Origin of the sequence: Alicyclobacillus hesperidum (assembly GCF_900107035.1) — a bacterium.
GTDB classification, from domain to species: Bacteria; Bacillota; Bacilli; order Alicyclobacillales; family Alicyclobacillaceae; genus Alicyclobacillus; species Alicyclobacillus hesperidum.
Window position 1 is genome coordinate 71,997 of sequence record NZ_FNOJ01000003.1, and the last position, 15,974, is coordinate 87,970.

Below are 15,974 nucleotides of genomic sequence, written 5' to 3' on the forward strand. Positions count from 1 at the left end.
GCCCCCCCTTACGCTTCGACCTCGACGGTCTCGTCTTCGATACCAAGTTCTTTTTTCAGCCAATCATACCCCTTGGCTTCAAGCTCTTCGGCCAACTTGGCATCTCCTGAACGAACGATACGCCCTTGCATCATGACGTGCACATGATCCGGAACAATGTAATTCAGTAAGCGCTGATAGTGCGTGATGATCAAAAAGCCGATGTTGTCCGAGCGCAGTTGATTGACGCCATTGGCCACAATCTTCAGGGCGTCAATGTCCAGACCGGAGTCAATCTCGTCCAAAATGGCGATCCGCGGCTCGAGCATGGACATCTGCAAAATTTCGTTGCGCTTCTTCTCGCCACCGGAAAAGCCTTCGTTTAAATAGCGCTCTGCAAACGACGCGTCAATATTTAAAGCCTTCATCTTTTCTTGAAGCTTCCGGTGGAACTGGATTACCGGCAATTCATTGCCCTCTCCGCGGCGCGCGTTCAATGCTTGGCGAATAAAATTTGCATTCGAAACACCAGGCACTTCCGCTGGATACTGCATGGCCAAAAACAGACCTGCACGAGCCCTTTCATCCGTCGACATCGCGAGCACATCTTCGCCGTCGAGCACGACGTCGCCAGCCGTCACTTCATAGTGCGGATGCCCCATCAAAGATGATGCCAACGTGCTTTTGCCCGTTCCGTTTGGTCCCATAATCGCGTGGATTTCACCGCCGCGAATATGTAGATTCAGGCCCTTGAGAATCTCTTTGCCTTCGACACTGACATGCAGGTTCTGTACGCGAAAATCAGGCTTCCCCACCTAGACCAACCTCACTGTTCATCTATAGAGTGATACGCGAATGTTGACTGTAAAAGTCATCTTTCTCTCACAAGGGTAGCACAAAGGCGTGAAAATGCAAGGGAACACGAAAACTTCCCATGGAAAAGCCGGGCGGTAACAAGCCCCTACCGTCCGGCCTTTTGATCTTCCAAAACCAAACTTGCTCAGAGACAATCAAAACAGGTACTTAAAAACCAACTTGGCCTCTTCCGACATCATTTCCTTATCCCAAGGCGGATCAAACGTCAATTCGACTTCCACCTGTTCGACACCTTCAAGAAGCGAGAGTTTCTCGATAATCTCCTCCTTGATATCGTCAAACAGTGGGCAACCCATTGTCGTCAATGTTACTGTCACCTTGATTTTTTTGCCGCCTTCCAGGATGTCGATACCATATACCATGCCGAGATTGACAATATCAATCTGAATTTCCGGATCCAGAACATCCATTAACATGTTGCGAACAACTTCTTCAGTGACCATGTCGCCCCTCCTCTCGTCCTCCGTCGCCTCTAGAATGCGACTTTTACAACAAACTGTCGATTGGCGTGTACGACAGCTGTAGAGCGTCTGCGACCGCCTGATATGTCACACGGCCCTTATATACATTCACGCCGCGCGCCAAGGCCGGATCCATCCGCAAGGCGGCCTCTGTACCAGCGGCCAAGCGCAACGCATACGGAGCCGTCGCATTCGTCAGAGCGAGCGTCGACGTCCGCGGTACCGCTCCCGGAATGTTGGCGACCGCATAATGCAACACACCATATTTTTCGAAGACCGGATTGCTATGCGTCGTGATGCGATCAATCGTCGCGATCGATCCGCCTTGGTCGATGGCGACGTCTACGACAACACCACCGCGATTCATCTGTTGCACCATTTCGTCTGTGACGATCTTTGGCGCCCGAGCTCCGGGAATCAGCACTGCGCCTACAAGTAAATCCGAACCCGCGATGTGTTCACGCAAATTGTACGGGTTAGACATCACCGTGCGCACGCGCCCCGCGAACAGATCATCCAACTCGCGCAAACGGGCCGGATTGTTGTCGAACAACGTCACGTCCGCACCCATCCCGACTGCAACGCGCGCCGCATTGGTGCCAACAATGCCGCCACCGACGATCACGACGCGGGCGGGCGGCACCCCGGGCACACCGCCGAGCAATACGCCACGTCCGCCATGAGCCTTCTCCAGAAAATGCGCACCAATTTGAATCGACATCCGGCCAGCGACTTCCGACATCGGCGTAAGCAAAGGCAGCGAGCGATCCGCCAATTGAACCGTTTCGTAGGCGATGGCCGTAACACCGGCATCCATTAATGCCCTCGTCAACTCCGGCTCGGGCGCCAAGTGCAAATAGGTGAACAGCACCAAGTCCGACCGGAAATAGGCATATTCAACCGGTTGCGGTTCTTTCACCTTCATGATCATCTGCGAGGTCTTCCACACGGTCTCTGCATCGGGTACCACCGTTACGCCCGCAGCCACATAATCCGCATCTTCAAACCCACTGCCTAGTCCAGCTCCCGCCTCGATCCGAACATCGTGCCCGGCCGCCACGAGAGCATGTCCCGCAGCTGGCGTAATGGCAACGCGGTTTTCGTTGTCCTTGATTTCTTTCGGTATGCCAATAATCACGTGCGTTTCTCCCCTTGGCCGCGAACAGCCTGTACAACAAGCAGCCGAGCCAGATTCTCCTCGTCTTACGATCCCAGTGTACTGACCTCCTTCGACAAACGCAACGAAGGCAGGCTTAGTCGTCCGAGTCAGAGGTGGCGACCCGGCGCGATCGGACCCTGCGGTGGCGCGGTCGCGACACTTCCGCCAACTCGTCCTGATGCTCGACAATCCACTCTTGGATGCGCTTGACGTCACTTGGACCAATACGCCAGTTGCGATCCTGAAACACAAACGATTCACCGGTCAAATCGTTTGCCAAGGCATCGACAGCCTGACGAATGTACGAGACCGGCACATGCAACATCTCCGCCAGCTCGGAGATCGAAAAACGCGTAGTCACAGAGAGTCACCTCAACTAGGACTGTACAAGCGGCGCTTCAACCGCCAAGACGTGTGGCGTGCGGCTGAAAAAGTCAGATTGATTGGTCGACAACACGCGAAAAGCGACCTGAATATGTTGACCCGGCTCAACGACCGAAGGCCAGCTTTCCCCTGGAATCTCAGGTGTCATGTGGAACAAGAAGCGAATGCTATCTGCCGCTAAAAAGCTTTCGCCGGCCTTTTTCGAAAACCAGATCACCGCGCGCGTTTGGCGCAAGTCAATCGGCGCATTCGTAGGATTCCACAAGGTTGCATTCACCTGCACAGACTGCCAGTTGGCGCCCGCAACCGTCGGGCGTGGCGTCAGCTGCACGTTGGTCACAGTGAGCGAGCTTTTCTGCCAAATGATATCTGCCTGATTCGGCGCCACCTTGTGAGCTAAATAGAACACCAAGTGAGGCGTTTCCGCAAGTGCCTCGGAACCGTTGGCATGCGGCCCTGACGGGTGAAATCCCCACTTCACGGTCTGCCCAGGCATCATTGCCGCACTAGGCGCGTTGACAAATGTCAGCCAGTTTTCTGTACGTGTCCCTTGCGGCGTAAACGAAAGCACGCCAAATACTTGTGGTTCGAGTATCGGATGTTCCGATACATTTTTCAACGTGGCAATCACGCACGAGTTTTTCGGCTCCCCAGGCAGCGTTCCAATGTGGACGTCGGTAATTGCAATCGGCGCTTTGGCGAGCGGGTATGCGGCGGCGGCAGTAGCGCGCATAAGCGTTTGCTGATGCGCTGATTGTGCCTTTTTCGACATAGGTGCCGTCAAGGTGAACGTCAGCGCGATGGCAACGCATGCGGCAAGAGCGCCGACTGTGCCAAAAACTGCCCATCGCGGCCTGCGCGTTCTCCTGCTTGACTGTTGTGCCCTGACAGCGGCCAGGATGCTGTCCTTGAGCTCGGGACGAAACGGCACATCAGCCCGTCCCTTCATTCTTTCGCGCAACTCGTTGTCATCCTCGTTCATCGCCCTTCCCCCTCCCCTATGAGCGCCTTTTGTAACAGAAGGCGACCGCGGTGCAACCGGGTACGCACTGTTTGGTCATTAATCCCAAGTACGGAAGCGATCTCGGCACTCGATAAGTCGTTTCCGTAGTACAATTCGACGACTTCGCGGTACATCTCCGGCAAGCTACGCACCGCCCGCCAAACCTCGTCCCGCTCCAATCGCTGCTCGACGATGCGCGCCGTATCATGAGTAACGGGCAAGCTCGTCAACAATTCGCCATCGTCAATCAATTCATGGCGAACGCTCCACGAACGCAACACGTCCTTGGCTCGATTTGCTGTAATGGCCAGCAACCACGTTTTGATGGAACTTTGCCCTTGAAAACTTGCATAGTTCTGCCAAGCGCGCAAAAACACGTCCTGCGCGATGTCTTCCGCCTTGTGATAGTTGTGCACATAGGAATATGCAAGGCGAACAACGTCTTGACCGTATGCGTCCATCCACTGCTCGAGCAACGCCGCAGCGGGCAGTTCCGCCGAGCTTTGTTGACGCATCTTTCTCATGTTCATACCCCTTCAACGCCACTTCCCTACCTCATTTGACGAGGCAACGGTACAGGATGTGACACGCGGTTGATTGTTCGGTAAAACGTGCTACACTTGCCAACAGACTCGACTATGATCGGAGGACGTTATGTACCCGCTTGCGCGTTTCCTTTTGTTTCGGCTGACAGCGGAACAGGCCCATCACCTTGTGCTCGACCAACTCGCCAAGCACCCTGCGCTCGCGAAGCTAGCCGCGCCTAAGTGGCAACCTTCGCCCCGCCTTGCTCAGGAAGTGCTGGGCCTTTCCTTCGCCCATCCGATTGGGCTTGCAGCAGGCCTGGACAAAGACGCTATTGCCGTGGACGGCCTGTTTCAATGCGGCTTTTCTTTTCTCGAAGTAGGAACGGTGACACCCCTGCCCCAACCCGGCAACGAAAAACCTAGGTTATTTCGTTTAAAATCAGACGAAGCGTTGATCAACCGCATGGGATTTAATAATCAGGGCGCAGCGAACCTTGCCAATCGCTTGCGTGCCAACCAAATGCGGCGCGGCCCGATTGGCGTGAATATCGGCAAGAACAAAATCACGCCTAACGACGAGGCTATTTCCGATTACGTGAAAGCACTAAAGGCCGTCGCAGACGTCGCGGACTATATCGCCGTCAACATCAGTTCGCCAAATACACCCGGGTTGCGCGACTTACAAAGCGTTTCGTTCTTGCTCGATTTGCTTGCGGCCATCGAGCCTGTCCGGGCAAGCCACAATCTGCCGGTCTTTGTGAAAATTTCACCCGATCTCGCCGATGAAAGCGTGATCGCGATTGGACAAGCCTTGGCCAATTCGCCATATGCGTTAAACCTCGGCCTCATTGCCACAAACACCACTGTCGAACGCGGGGGCCTCAGGAGCAAGGAACGGAGCGAAGGAGGCGGCCTCAGTGGCAAACCTCTTGCGGATCGCTCGACCGCCGTCGTTCGCTTGCTCGCCGGAGCTGTCGCTCGGAAATTACCAATTATAGGTTGCGGTGGCGTTTTCACAGCCGCCGATGCCTACGCCAAAATTCGAGCTGGCGCCAGCCTTGTGCAAATTTACACCTCATTTATTTATCGCGGTCCGCAAGTCGTTCGGGAAATCGCAGAAGGATTGGACAAGTTGTTGGAGGCCGACGGCTTTCACCACGTTCAGGAGGCCATTGGTGCAGATCTTTGACTGCGAAGCAAGTGCAGCCATAGGCCGCAGGTAAATGCTGCGGCCAGAAAACATGTATGGCATGCCCGAACCAATTAGAAGCCCACAGTGTGGTATCCTCCATCGACATGAATGACTTCCCCTGTGATACCTTTGCTTAAATCGCTTACGAGAAACGCCGTTGCGTCGCCGACCTCTTTGGCGGTCACGTTGCGCTTAAGCGGAGAACGCTCTTCGACGGCGTGGAGAACGTCGTTAAAGCCGCGCACCCCTTTGGCCGCAAGTGTGCGAATGGGACCTGCGGAAATGGCGTTTACGCGAATGCCAAGAGGACCAAGATCCGCAGCCAGGTAACGCACCGCGGACTCAAGCGCCGCTTTGGCCACACCCATCACGTTATAGTTGGGAACTGCGCGCTCCGCCCCGAGGTAGCTCATCGTCACGATGCTGCTGCCTTCTTTAAGCAAGGGACGGGCTGCGCGGCTGACCGCGACCAGCGAATACGCACTGGTGCTGTGCGCAAACCAAAAACCGTCGCGCGACGTCTGTACAAACTCGCCTTGCAAATCTTCAACGCGCGCATGCGCAATGGAGTGCACCAATCCGTCGATGCGGTCCGTGTAGCGCCCGATCTCGCTGAACGCCTGCTCGATGGACACATCGTCGTTAACATCGCACTGGACAATATGCGGCTCCATATCTGGCAACGCGTCGGCACACAGTTTTCGTAACTGTTCGCCAGCCCTTTCGCTACGGTATGTAAATATCAGATGCGCGCCCAGGCGTCGCGCGGACTCCGCCACCGCCCAAGCAATGCTACGGCGATTGGCAACGCCCATGATCACGACTGTCTTTCCTGCCAACAAAGTCAAACGGATCTTCCTTTCACGACAAATCTTCCTCCATGTATACCATCTACGAGGACAACGGTAAACAGCCGAACACGGATTTTCTCTCTCGGCTCACTGGAAATTTGGAAATTGCCAAGCTTCTGCGCTACAATACTAGTGGATTTTGATCTGACTTTTAAGGAGGCTTGCGCAATGGCATATCAACTCCCACCTTTGCCGTACGCTTTCGATGCGCTTGAACCGCACATCGATGCCCTGACGATGGAGATCCACCATGACCGTCACCATGGTACGTATGTAACAAACGTCAACAAGGCTATCGAAGGTCACGCGGATCTGGAATCAAAAACGGTTGAGCAACTCATTAGCAATCTCGACGCTGTGCCAGAAGACATTCGCACTGCTGTCCGCAACAACGGCGGTGGCCATGCGAATCACAGCATGTTCTGGCAACTTCTTTCCCCCAATGGCGGCGGCGAACCAACCGGCAAACTCGGCGATGCCATCCGCCAAACGTTTGGCAGCTTTGACGCGTTCAAGCAACAGTTCGCGGCTGCAGCGGCTGGCCGTTTCGGCAGCGGTTGGGCTTGGTTGGTCGTCGACAATGGCAAATTGGCCATCATGAGCACAGCGAACCAGGACAACCCGCTCATGGAAGGCAAAAAGCCAGTTCTCGGCCTCGATGTTTGGGAGCATGCGTACTACCTCAAGTACCAAAACAAGCGCCCAGATTATATCGCTGCATTCTGGAACGTCGTCAACTGGGATCAAGCCAACAAGAATTACGAAGCCGCACTTTCTTAATTGCCTTGCCATATACATTGTGACAACAGCCACTGCCCTTAGCGGACAGTGGCTGTCGTTGCATAAACATGGATATTTGGTGGCTCATGGGAAATTCTGAATCGGGAACACTATCTGCGGTATGGGGTTCGTAACCCTGGTCTTCCCAAGTCGGACAGTTCCCCCGTAGGAGGATTCATCCATGAGCGTATTGACCATTCTTCGCAATGCACGCATTTTCGCTCCTAAGGAATTAGGCGTACAGGACATTTTGCTTGGCGATCGCCACATCCTCGCCATTGGCCGCGACATTTCGCTACATGGAAGCGTCGATGTCGACGTGATCGATCTCGATGGACAATACGTCTTCCCTGGCCTTATCGATCAACATGTGCACATGGCAGGAGGAGGCGGCGAAGGCGGCTTTCACTACCGCACGCCAGAGATTTCCCTCTCCCACTTGACCGTCGCCGGCGTAACCACGGCCGTAGGCGTCCTTGGCACCGACGGCGTGACCAGGAGTACGAAGGAACTTCTTGCGAAAGCGAATGGCCTTGATTTTGAGGGCATTACAACGTACATCTACTGTGGAGCCTATCAAGTTCCGACGCGCACCATCACGGGCACACCCCGCTCAGACATCGTACTCATCGATAAGGTCGTAGGAGTCGGCGAGATCGCCATCTCGGACTCAAGATCGAGTCACCCTGACGAACACGAGATCGCCGAGTTGGTATCTGAGGCTCATGTCGGTGGCCTTCTTTCCGGCAAAGCTGGCGTCGTACATTTCCACGTGGGCGACGACAACGACCACCTAGATCTCCTGCACCGCGTTGCAAAGCGCACGCAATTGCCGCGAACAGTCTTCGTTCCAACGCACCTCAACCGCAATCCGGGTCTCTTAGAGGCAGCCATCGAATGGGGCAAAGCTGGCGGCCTTTGCGATGTCACATCAGGCATTCGTCCGGACAATCACGACCATATCTCCGTCAAACCGTCGAAGGCCATTGTCAAGTTGCTCGATGCTGGTGTTCACGAGGCCTATATCACGATGAGTTCGGATAGCAACGGCTCGTCCCCTATTTTCGATGAACAAGGACGACTCGTGGCGATGGGCATTGGTAGCGTGGCAACGCTCTGGGAAGAGACTGCGGACTTGATTCGCGAGGAAGGAATGCCGGTGGAGCAAGCCATTTCGATCGTCACGCGCAACGTCGCACGCGTCCTCAAACTCCGCCATAAAGGGAAGATCCAGTCGGGTTGTGATGCAGATTTAATCATTTGCGACGACAAGTTGCAGATTGAACGGGTGTTTGCAAAAGGAAAATCCGTCGTCGAGGACGGCAAACCAACGGTCTTTGGCACATTCGAAGACGCGTCGCGCGTACCTGGATCACCTGACTCGCGCAAGCAAGCGGGTACACGGGACGACCGGCGCGATCGCCCGATGATTGACCCATCTCGCGAAGACGATGATGCGTTCCCTGATCGCGATGAACGGCAACAGCAATCCCGTCGCCGCCATTACTGCTGCTGAGGCTCGCGCTCAGCCATGGTAGCGAATCATCTGTAATACCTCTTCACGCATACGCACATCTTCTTCGTAGCGACCGCGGGCGGCCAACGTCATGGTACGGCTGCCCGGTTTGCGTATACCGCGCATGTTCATGCACAGGTGTTCTGCATCGACGACGACCAACACGCCTTCGGCCTGTAACTCGGATACCAATACATCCGCAATCTCATTTGTCATCCGCTCTTGCACCTGTGGCCGTTTCGCGACAACGTCGACAAGGCGAGCCAATTTCGATAGACCCGTCACAACGTTTGCATGCGGTAAATAAGCGACATGTGCCGTTCCGAAAAACGGGAGAAGATGGTGTTCGCACATCGAGTAAAACGGAATGTCCCGCACCAATACCATCTCTCCGTGCTCCACATGAAAGCGCGCACTCAACTCTTCTCTCGGATCCTGGTGCAACCCCGCGAAAATTTCCGCGTACATGCGTGCGACGCGGGCTGGCGTATCGATAAGGCCTTCCCGATCCGGATCTTCTCCGACCGCTTCCAAGATGGTGCGTACGGCCTGTTCGATGCGAGCCATATCGATCCTAGGCTTGTCCAACGGGAAAACCGCCTCCTGCTTGTCATTGGTGTCAACATGAGACGTTGTCACTACGTTACCTCCCTGTCCGATCCCTGCATCTGCGGCCGCAGTTTCGTCGAGGACATCCCAAACGGCCGCAGCTTCGTTACGATTAGACTGGCGAACAGTCTACACCACTGTCCGGAAATTGAACAGTGTTATACAATCCGCCCCACAGCTTAACCTGTGCGATATAGGATGCTGCCGGACAACTTGCGTAATATGCAATGTAGCCTTTAATATTCGCTCCAGACACCTCCGGCTGATTGCCAGCGATTGGAGCAATTGCAATAAATGCCGGAAGATCCAGCTTGGCGAGTTGATAGGTCGAATACTGCCACTGGTTCGCATAGAATGCGGCCTGCAATTCGCTATTGACGCTGTGTACACCAGCCGCGAAACCATTGATGAACGATTGAAAATCGGCGGCCGTCGTCGCAGGACTATTGTATCCTTCCGGATCCAAAATCACAAAGTTAGGTCGCCGCGAACCTGGATATTTCGCGATTTGCTGCGCAGCGTACACACCGCCATCGTACCCGGCCTGATAATACGTCGTGCCGGATTGCGGCCAACTGACCGTCCAAAACGACAACCACCATGCATTTGAAGCGGATGCCTCTAAAGCCTTGGCGACAAGCACATCCGGCTCGTTTGCCACGACGTGTGTGTAGGGACTTGCCTGCGTGCCCAGGGCCGCCGTCACCGCGATGCCTGGCCACGCCTGCTGCAAGGCGGTCATGACTTCGGCTTCCGTCGTAAACGACGCATAAATCCCCACCGATGGAGCCGTCACCTTGGACGTAGGGTCAACGGACGTCGTTTTCACAGAAACCGTCGCAACGCTCGGCGAGGCCCCCCGCACGCAGACGCTCTGTGGTACCTCTTGTTGCGGCATCGCCTTGTAACCGCGCGGAAACGTGCCGTGAACCGCGTAGTATGCCAACATAACCGCGAGCGTCAGACTGTCAAGACTTGTATAACCAGCCGCATTCACCACGTAGTTAGCCCGCGCCTCGGCAATGCCCCGGCCGCTCGGTTCCAGTTCAAACGGTGTGTGACCCCCAGCCATAGCCGCCGGGTTCGACCAATCACAAGGATTATAGTAAAGAGAATAAAGAGCGGCCCCTCCTACCGCAATGACCAAGGTCGAGGCGTTGGCTGCCATCTTCCATGCCGTTTGAAAGTTGCCCGTGCAATTCGCATACGGAATGCCCGCGACGTCCGCGGCCGCATAGCACTTCACTAAGTCCCCTGTCGTTGCGGCATATAGGTAAACGTGACTCGCGCTCACTGTCATGACGCAATCCCCTCTCCCAATTGCGTTGGATATACACCCACTCGTCCGCGCTGCATTTTGCATTTCTTATCGATATGCACACACTTCGCTCCATTCTATGCGGCAGGGGTGTGGGCTTGTGGCTTGTCATAAAGAGGTGAGGAACAATGCATTTGGTTAGTCTCGGCGACTCCATCACATACGGCGAAGGCGCATCTACTCCATCCCGCGCGTACCCGAGCGTGTTGACGGCACTGCTTCAATCACATCTCCGATCGCGCTCGTGTTGCGACGCCATTCTCGCAGAACCAGGTTGGACAAGTACAGATTTGCTCTCTGCACTCGGCGCCGCAGGCAACCTGCCACTGACCAATGCCCGCGCGGTCACGGTTTGGATTGGTGGAGACGATCTCGCACAAGCGGCCTTGGCCACACTGGCAAGCGGTCGCAAATCGTTGCCCATTGCTCCGCTCGTCGTGCGTTACAAACGGAATTTGACAGACATCGTGCGCTTCGCACAGGCGGACAGCAGGAACGTCGTGATCGTCTGCACACAATACAACCCCTTTCCAAACAGTCCATTGGCGGGCGAGGCGGTCGCCACTTTGAATGAAGCCATCCGCTCTGTCGCGGCCGCGACCGGGGCTGCGCTCGCGCCGGTTGCGGACTGGTTTGCCGGCCGCCAAAGCGAATTGATTCGCAACTACCGCACAGGCACGATCGCGGATGCCCTGCGGGGCCCCGCCCCGGTTCACCCGAACGACAGAGGGCATCGAGTGGTGGCAGAGGGCCTTTATCGCATGCTGGCACCAATCGTTGCGCACTGACATAGGCTAGGGCGCACTGCCCTTTCCACAGTCGGAGGTGAACGCCGCTTGCTGTCATTCGCCTTGGCCGCTGCTCTGATGCGAGACATCGTGCTCGCCACCGGATTTGTCAACCAATCGTTTCCGCAACCGCTCAGTAAAGACGATGAACAGAAATATTTCGACTTATGGCGCAAACACGGCGACAAGCGGGCACATGACCTGCTTGTCGAACACAATTTGCGCCTGGTTGCACATGTCGCCAACGTGTCATCGACACAATCACCGATTCGTTACAGTTCGAACCGCGAACGCACGGTGAGGTGCACGGATTCGCCCCTGGCGTCCAATTCAACGCGATCGATCACGGCCTCGACCCACGCCCGACGCTCCCCGGGGTCCACGTCCCCGTCGGCGAGTAGCCATGCCTCTATCTTCTCGCGCTCGGCCTTGCGCTCCATCGCCTCCGTGCGCTTCGCGATGCAACGTCTGCACACTTGCTCGCGCAATGCATGCCAGCGGATCTCAGCCTCGCGCTTGCGCACTGTGTACGTGTTCATATCGAGATCGCCATAGGCATAAAGGGTGGCAAGTCTTCCCTTGGCCGCCTCAATCGTGGCCAATTGCTCTGCCATAAGCCGCAAATCGTCTGCTGCGCCTGAATCGTCGCCGAGGATTGCGGAACCAGAGAGATGCGCCCACACGTCGTCCCAAACCTGGCTCTTCATAATCCGATGCACCAACTCGCGCCAGACGACTTGTTCGATAGCCGCGGCTGGTACCCGTTTGCACCGATAGGGGCAGCGGGGCGTCTGTTTGACAGCTTCCGGTGGACGTCGATACCACCGCTGTGTGGTTCCCTTCCCGTTGTCAGATGCCGCACTATACCACGTCTGGTGACATATTGAGCAGGTGAGATAACCTCCGAGCAAGTGTCGTTTGGCTTTCGCGGTACGCGCGCGCGCCCGCGACCGGCGGCGAGCGTTCACCGCCTCAGCAAGATCTGAATCAACGATCCGTGGGACAGGGATGCAAATCCAGTCACTCGGTTGTCGCCAGCCCACCACGATGCGCCGATTCGAGCGCTTAAGTCCAGGCACCCTGCGGGCGAGTCGCAGGGCCTTGCGGGTTGTCCGGCGGTTAAAATACCAAGTACCCGTGTACATGGGATTGGCCAATATGTGTCCAACGGTTGCGTGAGACCAGTTCTTGGATAAGCGCGTCTTCGTGGGCACACCTAACGCATCGAGGCGTTTGGCAATCGCGCGCAGACTGAGCTGTTCGTACGCATACCACCGATACATCATGCGGACGACGGCGGCCTCACTGTCGACGATGACGAGCTTGCCGTTTTCATACCTGTAACCATAGGGGTCAATACCCGTTGGCATGTACTGTCCACCCTTGGCAGCCCTCAATTTTCCGGAGAGTGTTCGACGACGTATCTGCCGCAGTTCATATTCTGCAATACTAGAGATAATATGGAACAGAAGCACCGCCTCGTCGGACTGATCCCAGTTGGGGACATCGACAAAATGAAGTTCCACCCCGCACTGTTGCAATTCGCGGACAATCATCGCCTTGTCAGCAACGTTGCGCGAAAGCCTATCGGGGTGTTTGATGATGACCCTTGCAATTGTGCCGCGCCTGGCTTCATCGAGCAATGCCAACAAGGCCGGTCTATCCATATCTTCCCCGGATGCCCCAGCTTCTTCATACACGCGGATGTCCGCTTGGGAAGCGCCTAACGCCAGTGCGTAGTGAATACACTGCTCACGCTGGACCGCGAGACTATGCCCCTCAGCGGCCTGCACGCCTGTTGACACGCGCGTGTACACGGCTGTCAGCATTGGCATTCCCCGCTTTCTCACGACAATCGTGACGCCCTTGCGAATCTTGCCAAATGAGCCTAGCGAAAACGTCCTTTGCTTGTGCTGGCGACATCGGTGTGATCGAAGTCTGCCAGTCAACATAAAACAGCCGATCCATGATGACACCCCCTTCCCGGTTGTATGCGAAAGAGGAGATGTCCTAACACGGATCGGCTATTGATGCACAGAAATGTACCCACTTATTTAGTTGGTGTCATCGCGTTTCGATCCTTGACTGCGCCGATGCTCCCAGATGCGAAACCACACAAATAGTGCAATGAGGAGAATGACAACGACAACCAAGAGTACAATGTGATGTTTGAAAAACGGCCAGTACTTCGTGACAAATTCGCCAATATAACGACCAGCGATAATGAATAGGCCCGACCAGACGATGGCGGCAATGGTATTAAACACAAAAAACAACCAGGGCTTCATGCGGTTGATACCAGCGAGGTACGGAATTAGAATGCGCACACCAGCGATAAATTTGGCGATGAACACCACCCAGAGCTCATAACGCTGAAATCGTTCATTTGCAGCGTCAAGTTTCGCGGATGTGATACCGATGAATTTTCCAAAAAAGAGGACAATTGGACGACCAAGATACCACCCAATGAGGTACGCAACGGCCGACCCAATCAAGTTGCCAAGGCAGCCAGCAAGCCAAAGTGGTACAAGGTGAAAGACACCTTTTGACCACTCGATACCGGAGAGCGTGAGCGTGGTTTCCGCAGGAAACGGGAAGCCGATGGCTTCAACCAGGATGATGAGAAACACACCAAAATATCCGTATTGATGGATGATCTCCTGAAAATGCACAGAGTCGCCTCCTTGGGCTACCGCAAGTGACATTGTTGACGACACTAAGAAGTTTGATACGTCCGGGATTGATCAGGACGATTTGATTTCAATTGGCACGGTCGGCCTGATCAAAGCGGTGGACACATACCAGCCTGCAAAAGGCACAAAGTTTGCGACATACGCCGCTCGCTGCATTCAAAACGAGATTCTTATGCAGTTGAGGGCGCAGCGCAAAACGCGTAAGGATGTCTCACTTTACAGTCCCATTGGCACAGATAAAGAAGGCAATGAAATCACCATCTCCGACATTTTGTTTTCTGAGAGCGATTCCACCGAAGATGAGGTCAGTCGGAAGATGGAAATCGACGGTATGAAGAAACTACTCGATGTCCTAGACGAACGGGAACGTCGCGTAATCGAGTTGCGCTTTGGACTCGTAGACGGTCATGAATGGACGCAAAACGAAGTGGCAGATCTGCTAGAGATATCCAGATCTTACGTTTCCCGATTAGAGAAGCGTGCTTTACTGAAAATGTTCCACCAGTCCTACGCAGGCCAAGAACGTAAACGTGCTTACCGACATTCGCGCGCGCAATCGTAATCCTGAAATGCCGTCCGGATCAATGTCCGGACGGCCAAGTCCCCAATGTCACTTCGACTGTAATCTTCTTCCCATGGCGCAGCACTGTCAGCGTTACCTTCTGACCGGGATTGTCCTGATTGATATACTGGGTCAGCTGTTCAATGCTGTTTACTGGCTCGCCATCGATGCCCACGATAATGTCCCCATTTCCTTTCAAGATGGTATAGGGATCAGCTGTATCGTTGGCACTATTCAGCTTATTCGCGTTGCTGTCGCCTTGCAAACCTGCTTTCGCAGCGGGGCCGTCCTTGGTCGTCTCCGTGACGTAGACGCCGGACGAGACAGGCAGGTGCATGGCTTCTTGCATGAGGTTATCGATATCCATTCCCTCAATGCCAAGCCATGCATGCGCGATGGGCTGGCCGGACAAGAGCTTTGGTTCAAGTTGAATGAACCTATCAATCGGAATGGCAAAACCGATGCCAATCGAGCCTTCGATTGGACTTTCAATCAAGGTGTTAATGCCGACGACCTGGCCTGCAGCGTTGAGCAAAGGGCCGCCGGAGTTGCCTGGATTAAGCGGCGCGTCCGTCTGGATCATGCCGTTCATGACGTGACCGCTCGACTCAGACATGGAGCGATTCAAGCCGCTGACGATCCCGGAGCTGACGCTCGACGTGAGTTCAAACGGATTGCCAATGGCAATGACCAGGCTACCTGGCTGTAGCGATTTCACCGACCCGAGTGGCAACGGCTGCAACGAAGCGGGAGCAGGGATACGGACGATGGCGAGATCGTCCAATTTGTCAGCATTGAGTACGCGTCCGACATACTGACGGTTCCCGCTAGATACCTCGACGGTCTTGGCACTGCCGACAACGTGCGCATTTGTCGCAATATCCCCGTTACGATCGATGAGAAAGCCTGTGCCGATATCCTCTTCGGCCCCGCTGTCCGAAGCTGACTTGCCCCCAGATACCGCCGTGATCGTGAAGATGCTATTTTTCACGCGGTTGTATATATCCGTAACCAAGGTTGTATTGTCAACGCCAGGAATCGCCGTGGTCGAACTGCTCGATCCAGAACCGTTACTCGCAACCGAAGGTACGTATTCCACCGTCGCTTGGTGTCCGGAGTGGCTGATGGCTGCTCCCGTCCAAATGCCTAGCACATAAAACACCGCGAGACCTGCGACGATGCTTGGTAGCAACACCGTTCGCCTACGCCGGCCATCGCCCGGCCAATCGTCAAACTCATCGAAACGCCGCCCCATCGTGCCTCCCCCTTTTGCCAC

At 55.1% G+C, this 15,974-nt stretch carries 17 protein-coding genes and 1 pseudogene; 5 read left to right on the forward strand and 13 right to left on the reverse strand.

Going from position 1 to position 15,974, the window contains the following annotated elements; translation table 11 throughout:
- Positions 1-8: 8 nt before the first annotated feature.
- The 6 genes from sufC to BLU70_RS02870 all read right to left on the reverse strand — a co-directional run bounded on the left by sufC (position 9) and on the right by BLU70_RS02870 (position 4,386).
- Positions 9-794 carry a Fe-S cluster assembly ATPase SufC gene (gene sufC / locus BLU70_RS02845; protein ID WP_074691793.1) on the reverse strand — a complete coding sequence of 262 codons (786 nt, stop codon included), beginning with the start codon at positions 792-794 and terminating at the stop codon, positions 9-11.
- A gap of 195 nt (positions 795-989) precedes the next feature.
- Entirely contained in the window at positions 990-1,298 is a 309-nt protein-coding gene (locus BLU70_RS02850) for a metal-sulfur cluster assembly factor (protein WP_006447383.1), read from the reverse strand.
- A gap of 43 nt (positions 1,299-1,341) precedes the next feature.
- Complete coding sequence (gene ald, locus BLU70_RS02855) at positions 1,342-2,454, reverse strand: alanine dehydrogenase (protein ID WP_006447384.1); 1,113 nt, start codon at positions 2,452-2,454, stop codon at positions 1,342-1,344.
- 115 nt (positions 2,455-2,569) lie between these two features.
- Positions 2,570-2,836: a hypothetical protein gene (locus BLU70_RS02860; RefSeq protein WP_006447385.1), complete on the reverse strand. Its 267-nt coding sequence runs from the start codon at positions 2,834-2,836 to the stop codon at positions 2,570-2,572.
- A gap of 15 nt (positions 2,837-2,851) precedes the next feature.
- Positions 2,852-3,841, reverse strand: a complete 990-nt coding sequence (locus BLU70_RS02865) for a hypothetical protein (RefSeq protein WP_074691796.1) — start codon at positions 3,839-3,841, stop codon at positions 2,852-2,854.
- Positions 3,838-4,386, reverse strand: a complete 549-nt coding sequence (locus BLU70_RS02870; RefSeq protein ID WP_237716477.1) for a sigma-70 family RNA polymerase sigma factor — start codon at positions 4,384-4,386, stop codon at positions 3,838-3,840. Before BLU70_RS02870 ends, BLU70_RS02865 begins: the two co-directional genes overlap by 4 nt.
- Positions 4,387-4,516: 130 nt before the next feature.
- Here BLU70_RS02870 and BLU70_RS02875 point away from each other — a divergent pair, with 130 nt between their 5' ends.
- Positions 4,517-5,578 carry a quinone-dependent dihydroorotate dehydrogenase gene (locus BLU70_RS02875; RefSeq protein ID WP_074691799.1) on the forward strand — a complete coding sequence of 354 codons (1,062 nt, stop codon included), beginning with the start codon at positions 4,517-4,519 and terminating at the stop codon, positions 5,576-5,578.
- A 74-nt stretch (positions 5,579-5,652) separates the two neighbouring features.
- Here BLU70_RS02875 and fabI read toward each other — a convergent pair whose 3' ends face one another.
- Positions 5,653-6,429, reverse strand: coding sequence for an enoyl-ACP reductase FabI (gene fabI / locus BLU70_RS02880; protein WP_074691802.1), 777 nt, complete (start codon positions 6,427-6,429; stop codon positions 5,653-5,655).
- Positions 6,430-6,600: 171 nt separating this feature from the next.
- Here fabI and BLU70_RS02885 point away from each other — a divergent pair, with 171 nt between their 5' ends.
- Entirely contained in the window at positions 6,601-7,212 is a 612-nt protein-coding gene (locus BLU70_RS02885) for a superoxide dismutase (protein ID WP_006447391.1), read from the forward strand.
- 181 nt (positions 7,213-7,393) lie between these two features.
- Positions 7,394-8,728: a beta-aspartyl-peptidase gene (gene iadA, locus BLU70_RS02890; RefSeq protein WP_074691805.1), complete on the forward strand. Its 1,335-nt coding sequence runs from the start codon at positions 7,394-7,396 to the stop codon at positions 8,726-8,728.
- A gap of 9 nt (positions 8,729-8,737) precedes the next feature.
- Here the strand turns inward: iadA and folE are convergent, their stop codons facing one another.
- Both folE and BLU70_RS02900 read right to left on the reverse strand, forming a co-directional pair.
- Positions 8,738-9,295: a GTP cyclohydrolase I FolE gene (gene folE / locus BLU70_RS02895; protein ID WP_218129480.1), complete on the reverse strand. Its 558-nt coding sequence runs from the start codon at positions 9,293-9,295 to the stop codon at positions 8,738-8,740.
- A gap of 154 nt (positions 9,296-9,449) precedes the next feature.
- Positions 9,450-10,637 (reverse strand): hypothetical protein, encoded by a 1,188-nt coding sequence (locus BLU70_RS02900; RefSeq protein ID WP_006447394.1) that lies wholly within the window; start codon positions 10,635-10,637, stop codon positions 9,450-9,452.
- Positions 10,638-10,783: 146 nt separating this feature from the next.
- Here BLU70_RS02900 and BLU70_RS02905 point away from each other — a divergent pair, with 146 nt between their 5' ends.
- Complete coding sequence (locus BLU70_RS02905) at positions 10,784-11,443, forward strand: SGNH/GDSL hydrolase family protein (RefSeq protein ID WP_074691811.1); 660 nt, start codon at positions 10,784-10,786, stop codon at positions 11,441-11,443.
- A 272-nt stretch (positions 11,444-11,715) separates the two neighbouring features.
- Here BLU70_RS02905 and BLU70_RS02910 read toward each other — a convergent pair whose 3' ends face one another.
- The 3 genes from BLU70_RS02910 to BLU70_RS02915 all read right to left on the reverse strand — a co-directional run bounded on the left by BLU70_RS02910 (position 11,716) and on the right by BLU70_RS02915 (position 14,115).
- On the reverse strand, positions 11,716-13,272 hold the full coding sequence (locus tag BLU70_RS02910) for a recombinase family protein (RefSeq protein WP_074692105.1): 1,557 nt from the start codon (positions 13,270-13,272) through the stop codon (positions 11,716-11,718).
- Entirely contained in the window at positions 13,223-13,411 is a 189-nt protein-coding gene (locus tag BLU70_RS14540; RefSeq protein ID WP_176780825.1) for a hypothetical protein, read from the reverse strand. Before BLU70_RS14540 ends, BLU70_RS02910 begins: the two co-directional genes overlap by 50 nt.
- 86 nt (positions 13,412-13,497) lie before the next feature.
- Positions 13,498-14,115: a DedA family protein gene (locus BLU70_RS02915; protein WP_074691814.1), complete on the reverse strand. Its 618-nt coding sequence runs from the start codon at positions 14,113-14,115 to the stop codon at positions 13,498-13,500.
- 46 nt (positions 14,116-14,161) lie between these two features.
- Between BLU70_RS02915 and BLU70_RS02920 the strand changes: the two are divergent.
- Positions 14,162-14,698 (forward strand): annotated as a pseudogene (locus BLU70_RS02920) (sigma-70 family RNA polymerase sigma factor); the annotation flags it as partial.
- Between the two features lie 19 nt (positions 14,699-14,717).
- Here the strand turns inward: BLU70_RS02920 and BLU70_RS02925 are convergent.
- Positions 14,718-15,953, reverse strand: coding sequence for a S1C family serine protease (locus BLU70_RS02925; RefSeq protein WP_074691819.1), 1,236 nt, complete (start codon positions 15,951-15,953; stop codon positions 14,718-14,720).
- Positions 15,954-15,974 lie beyond the last annotated feature (21 nt).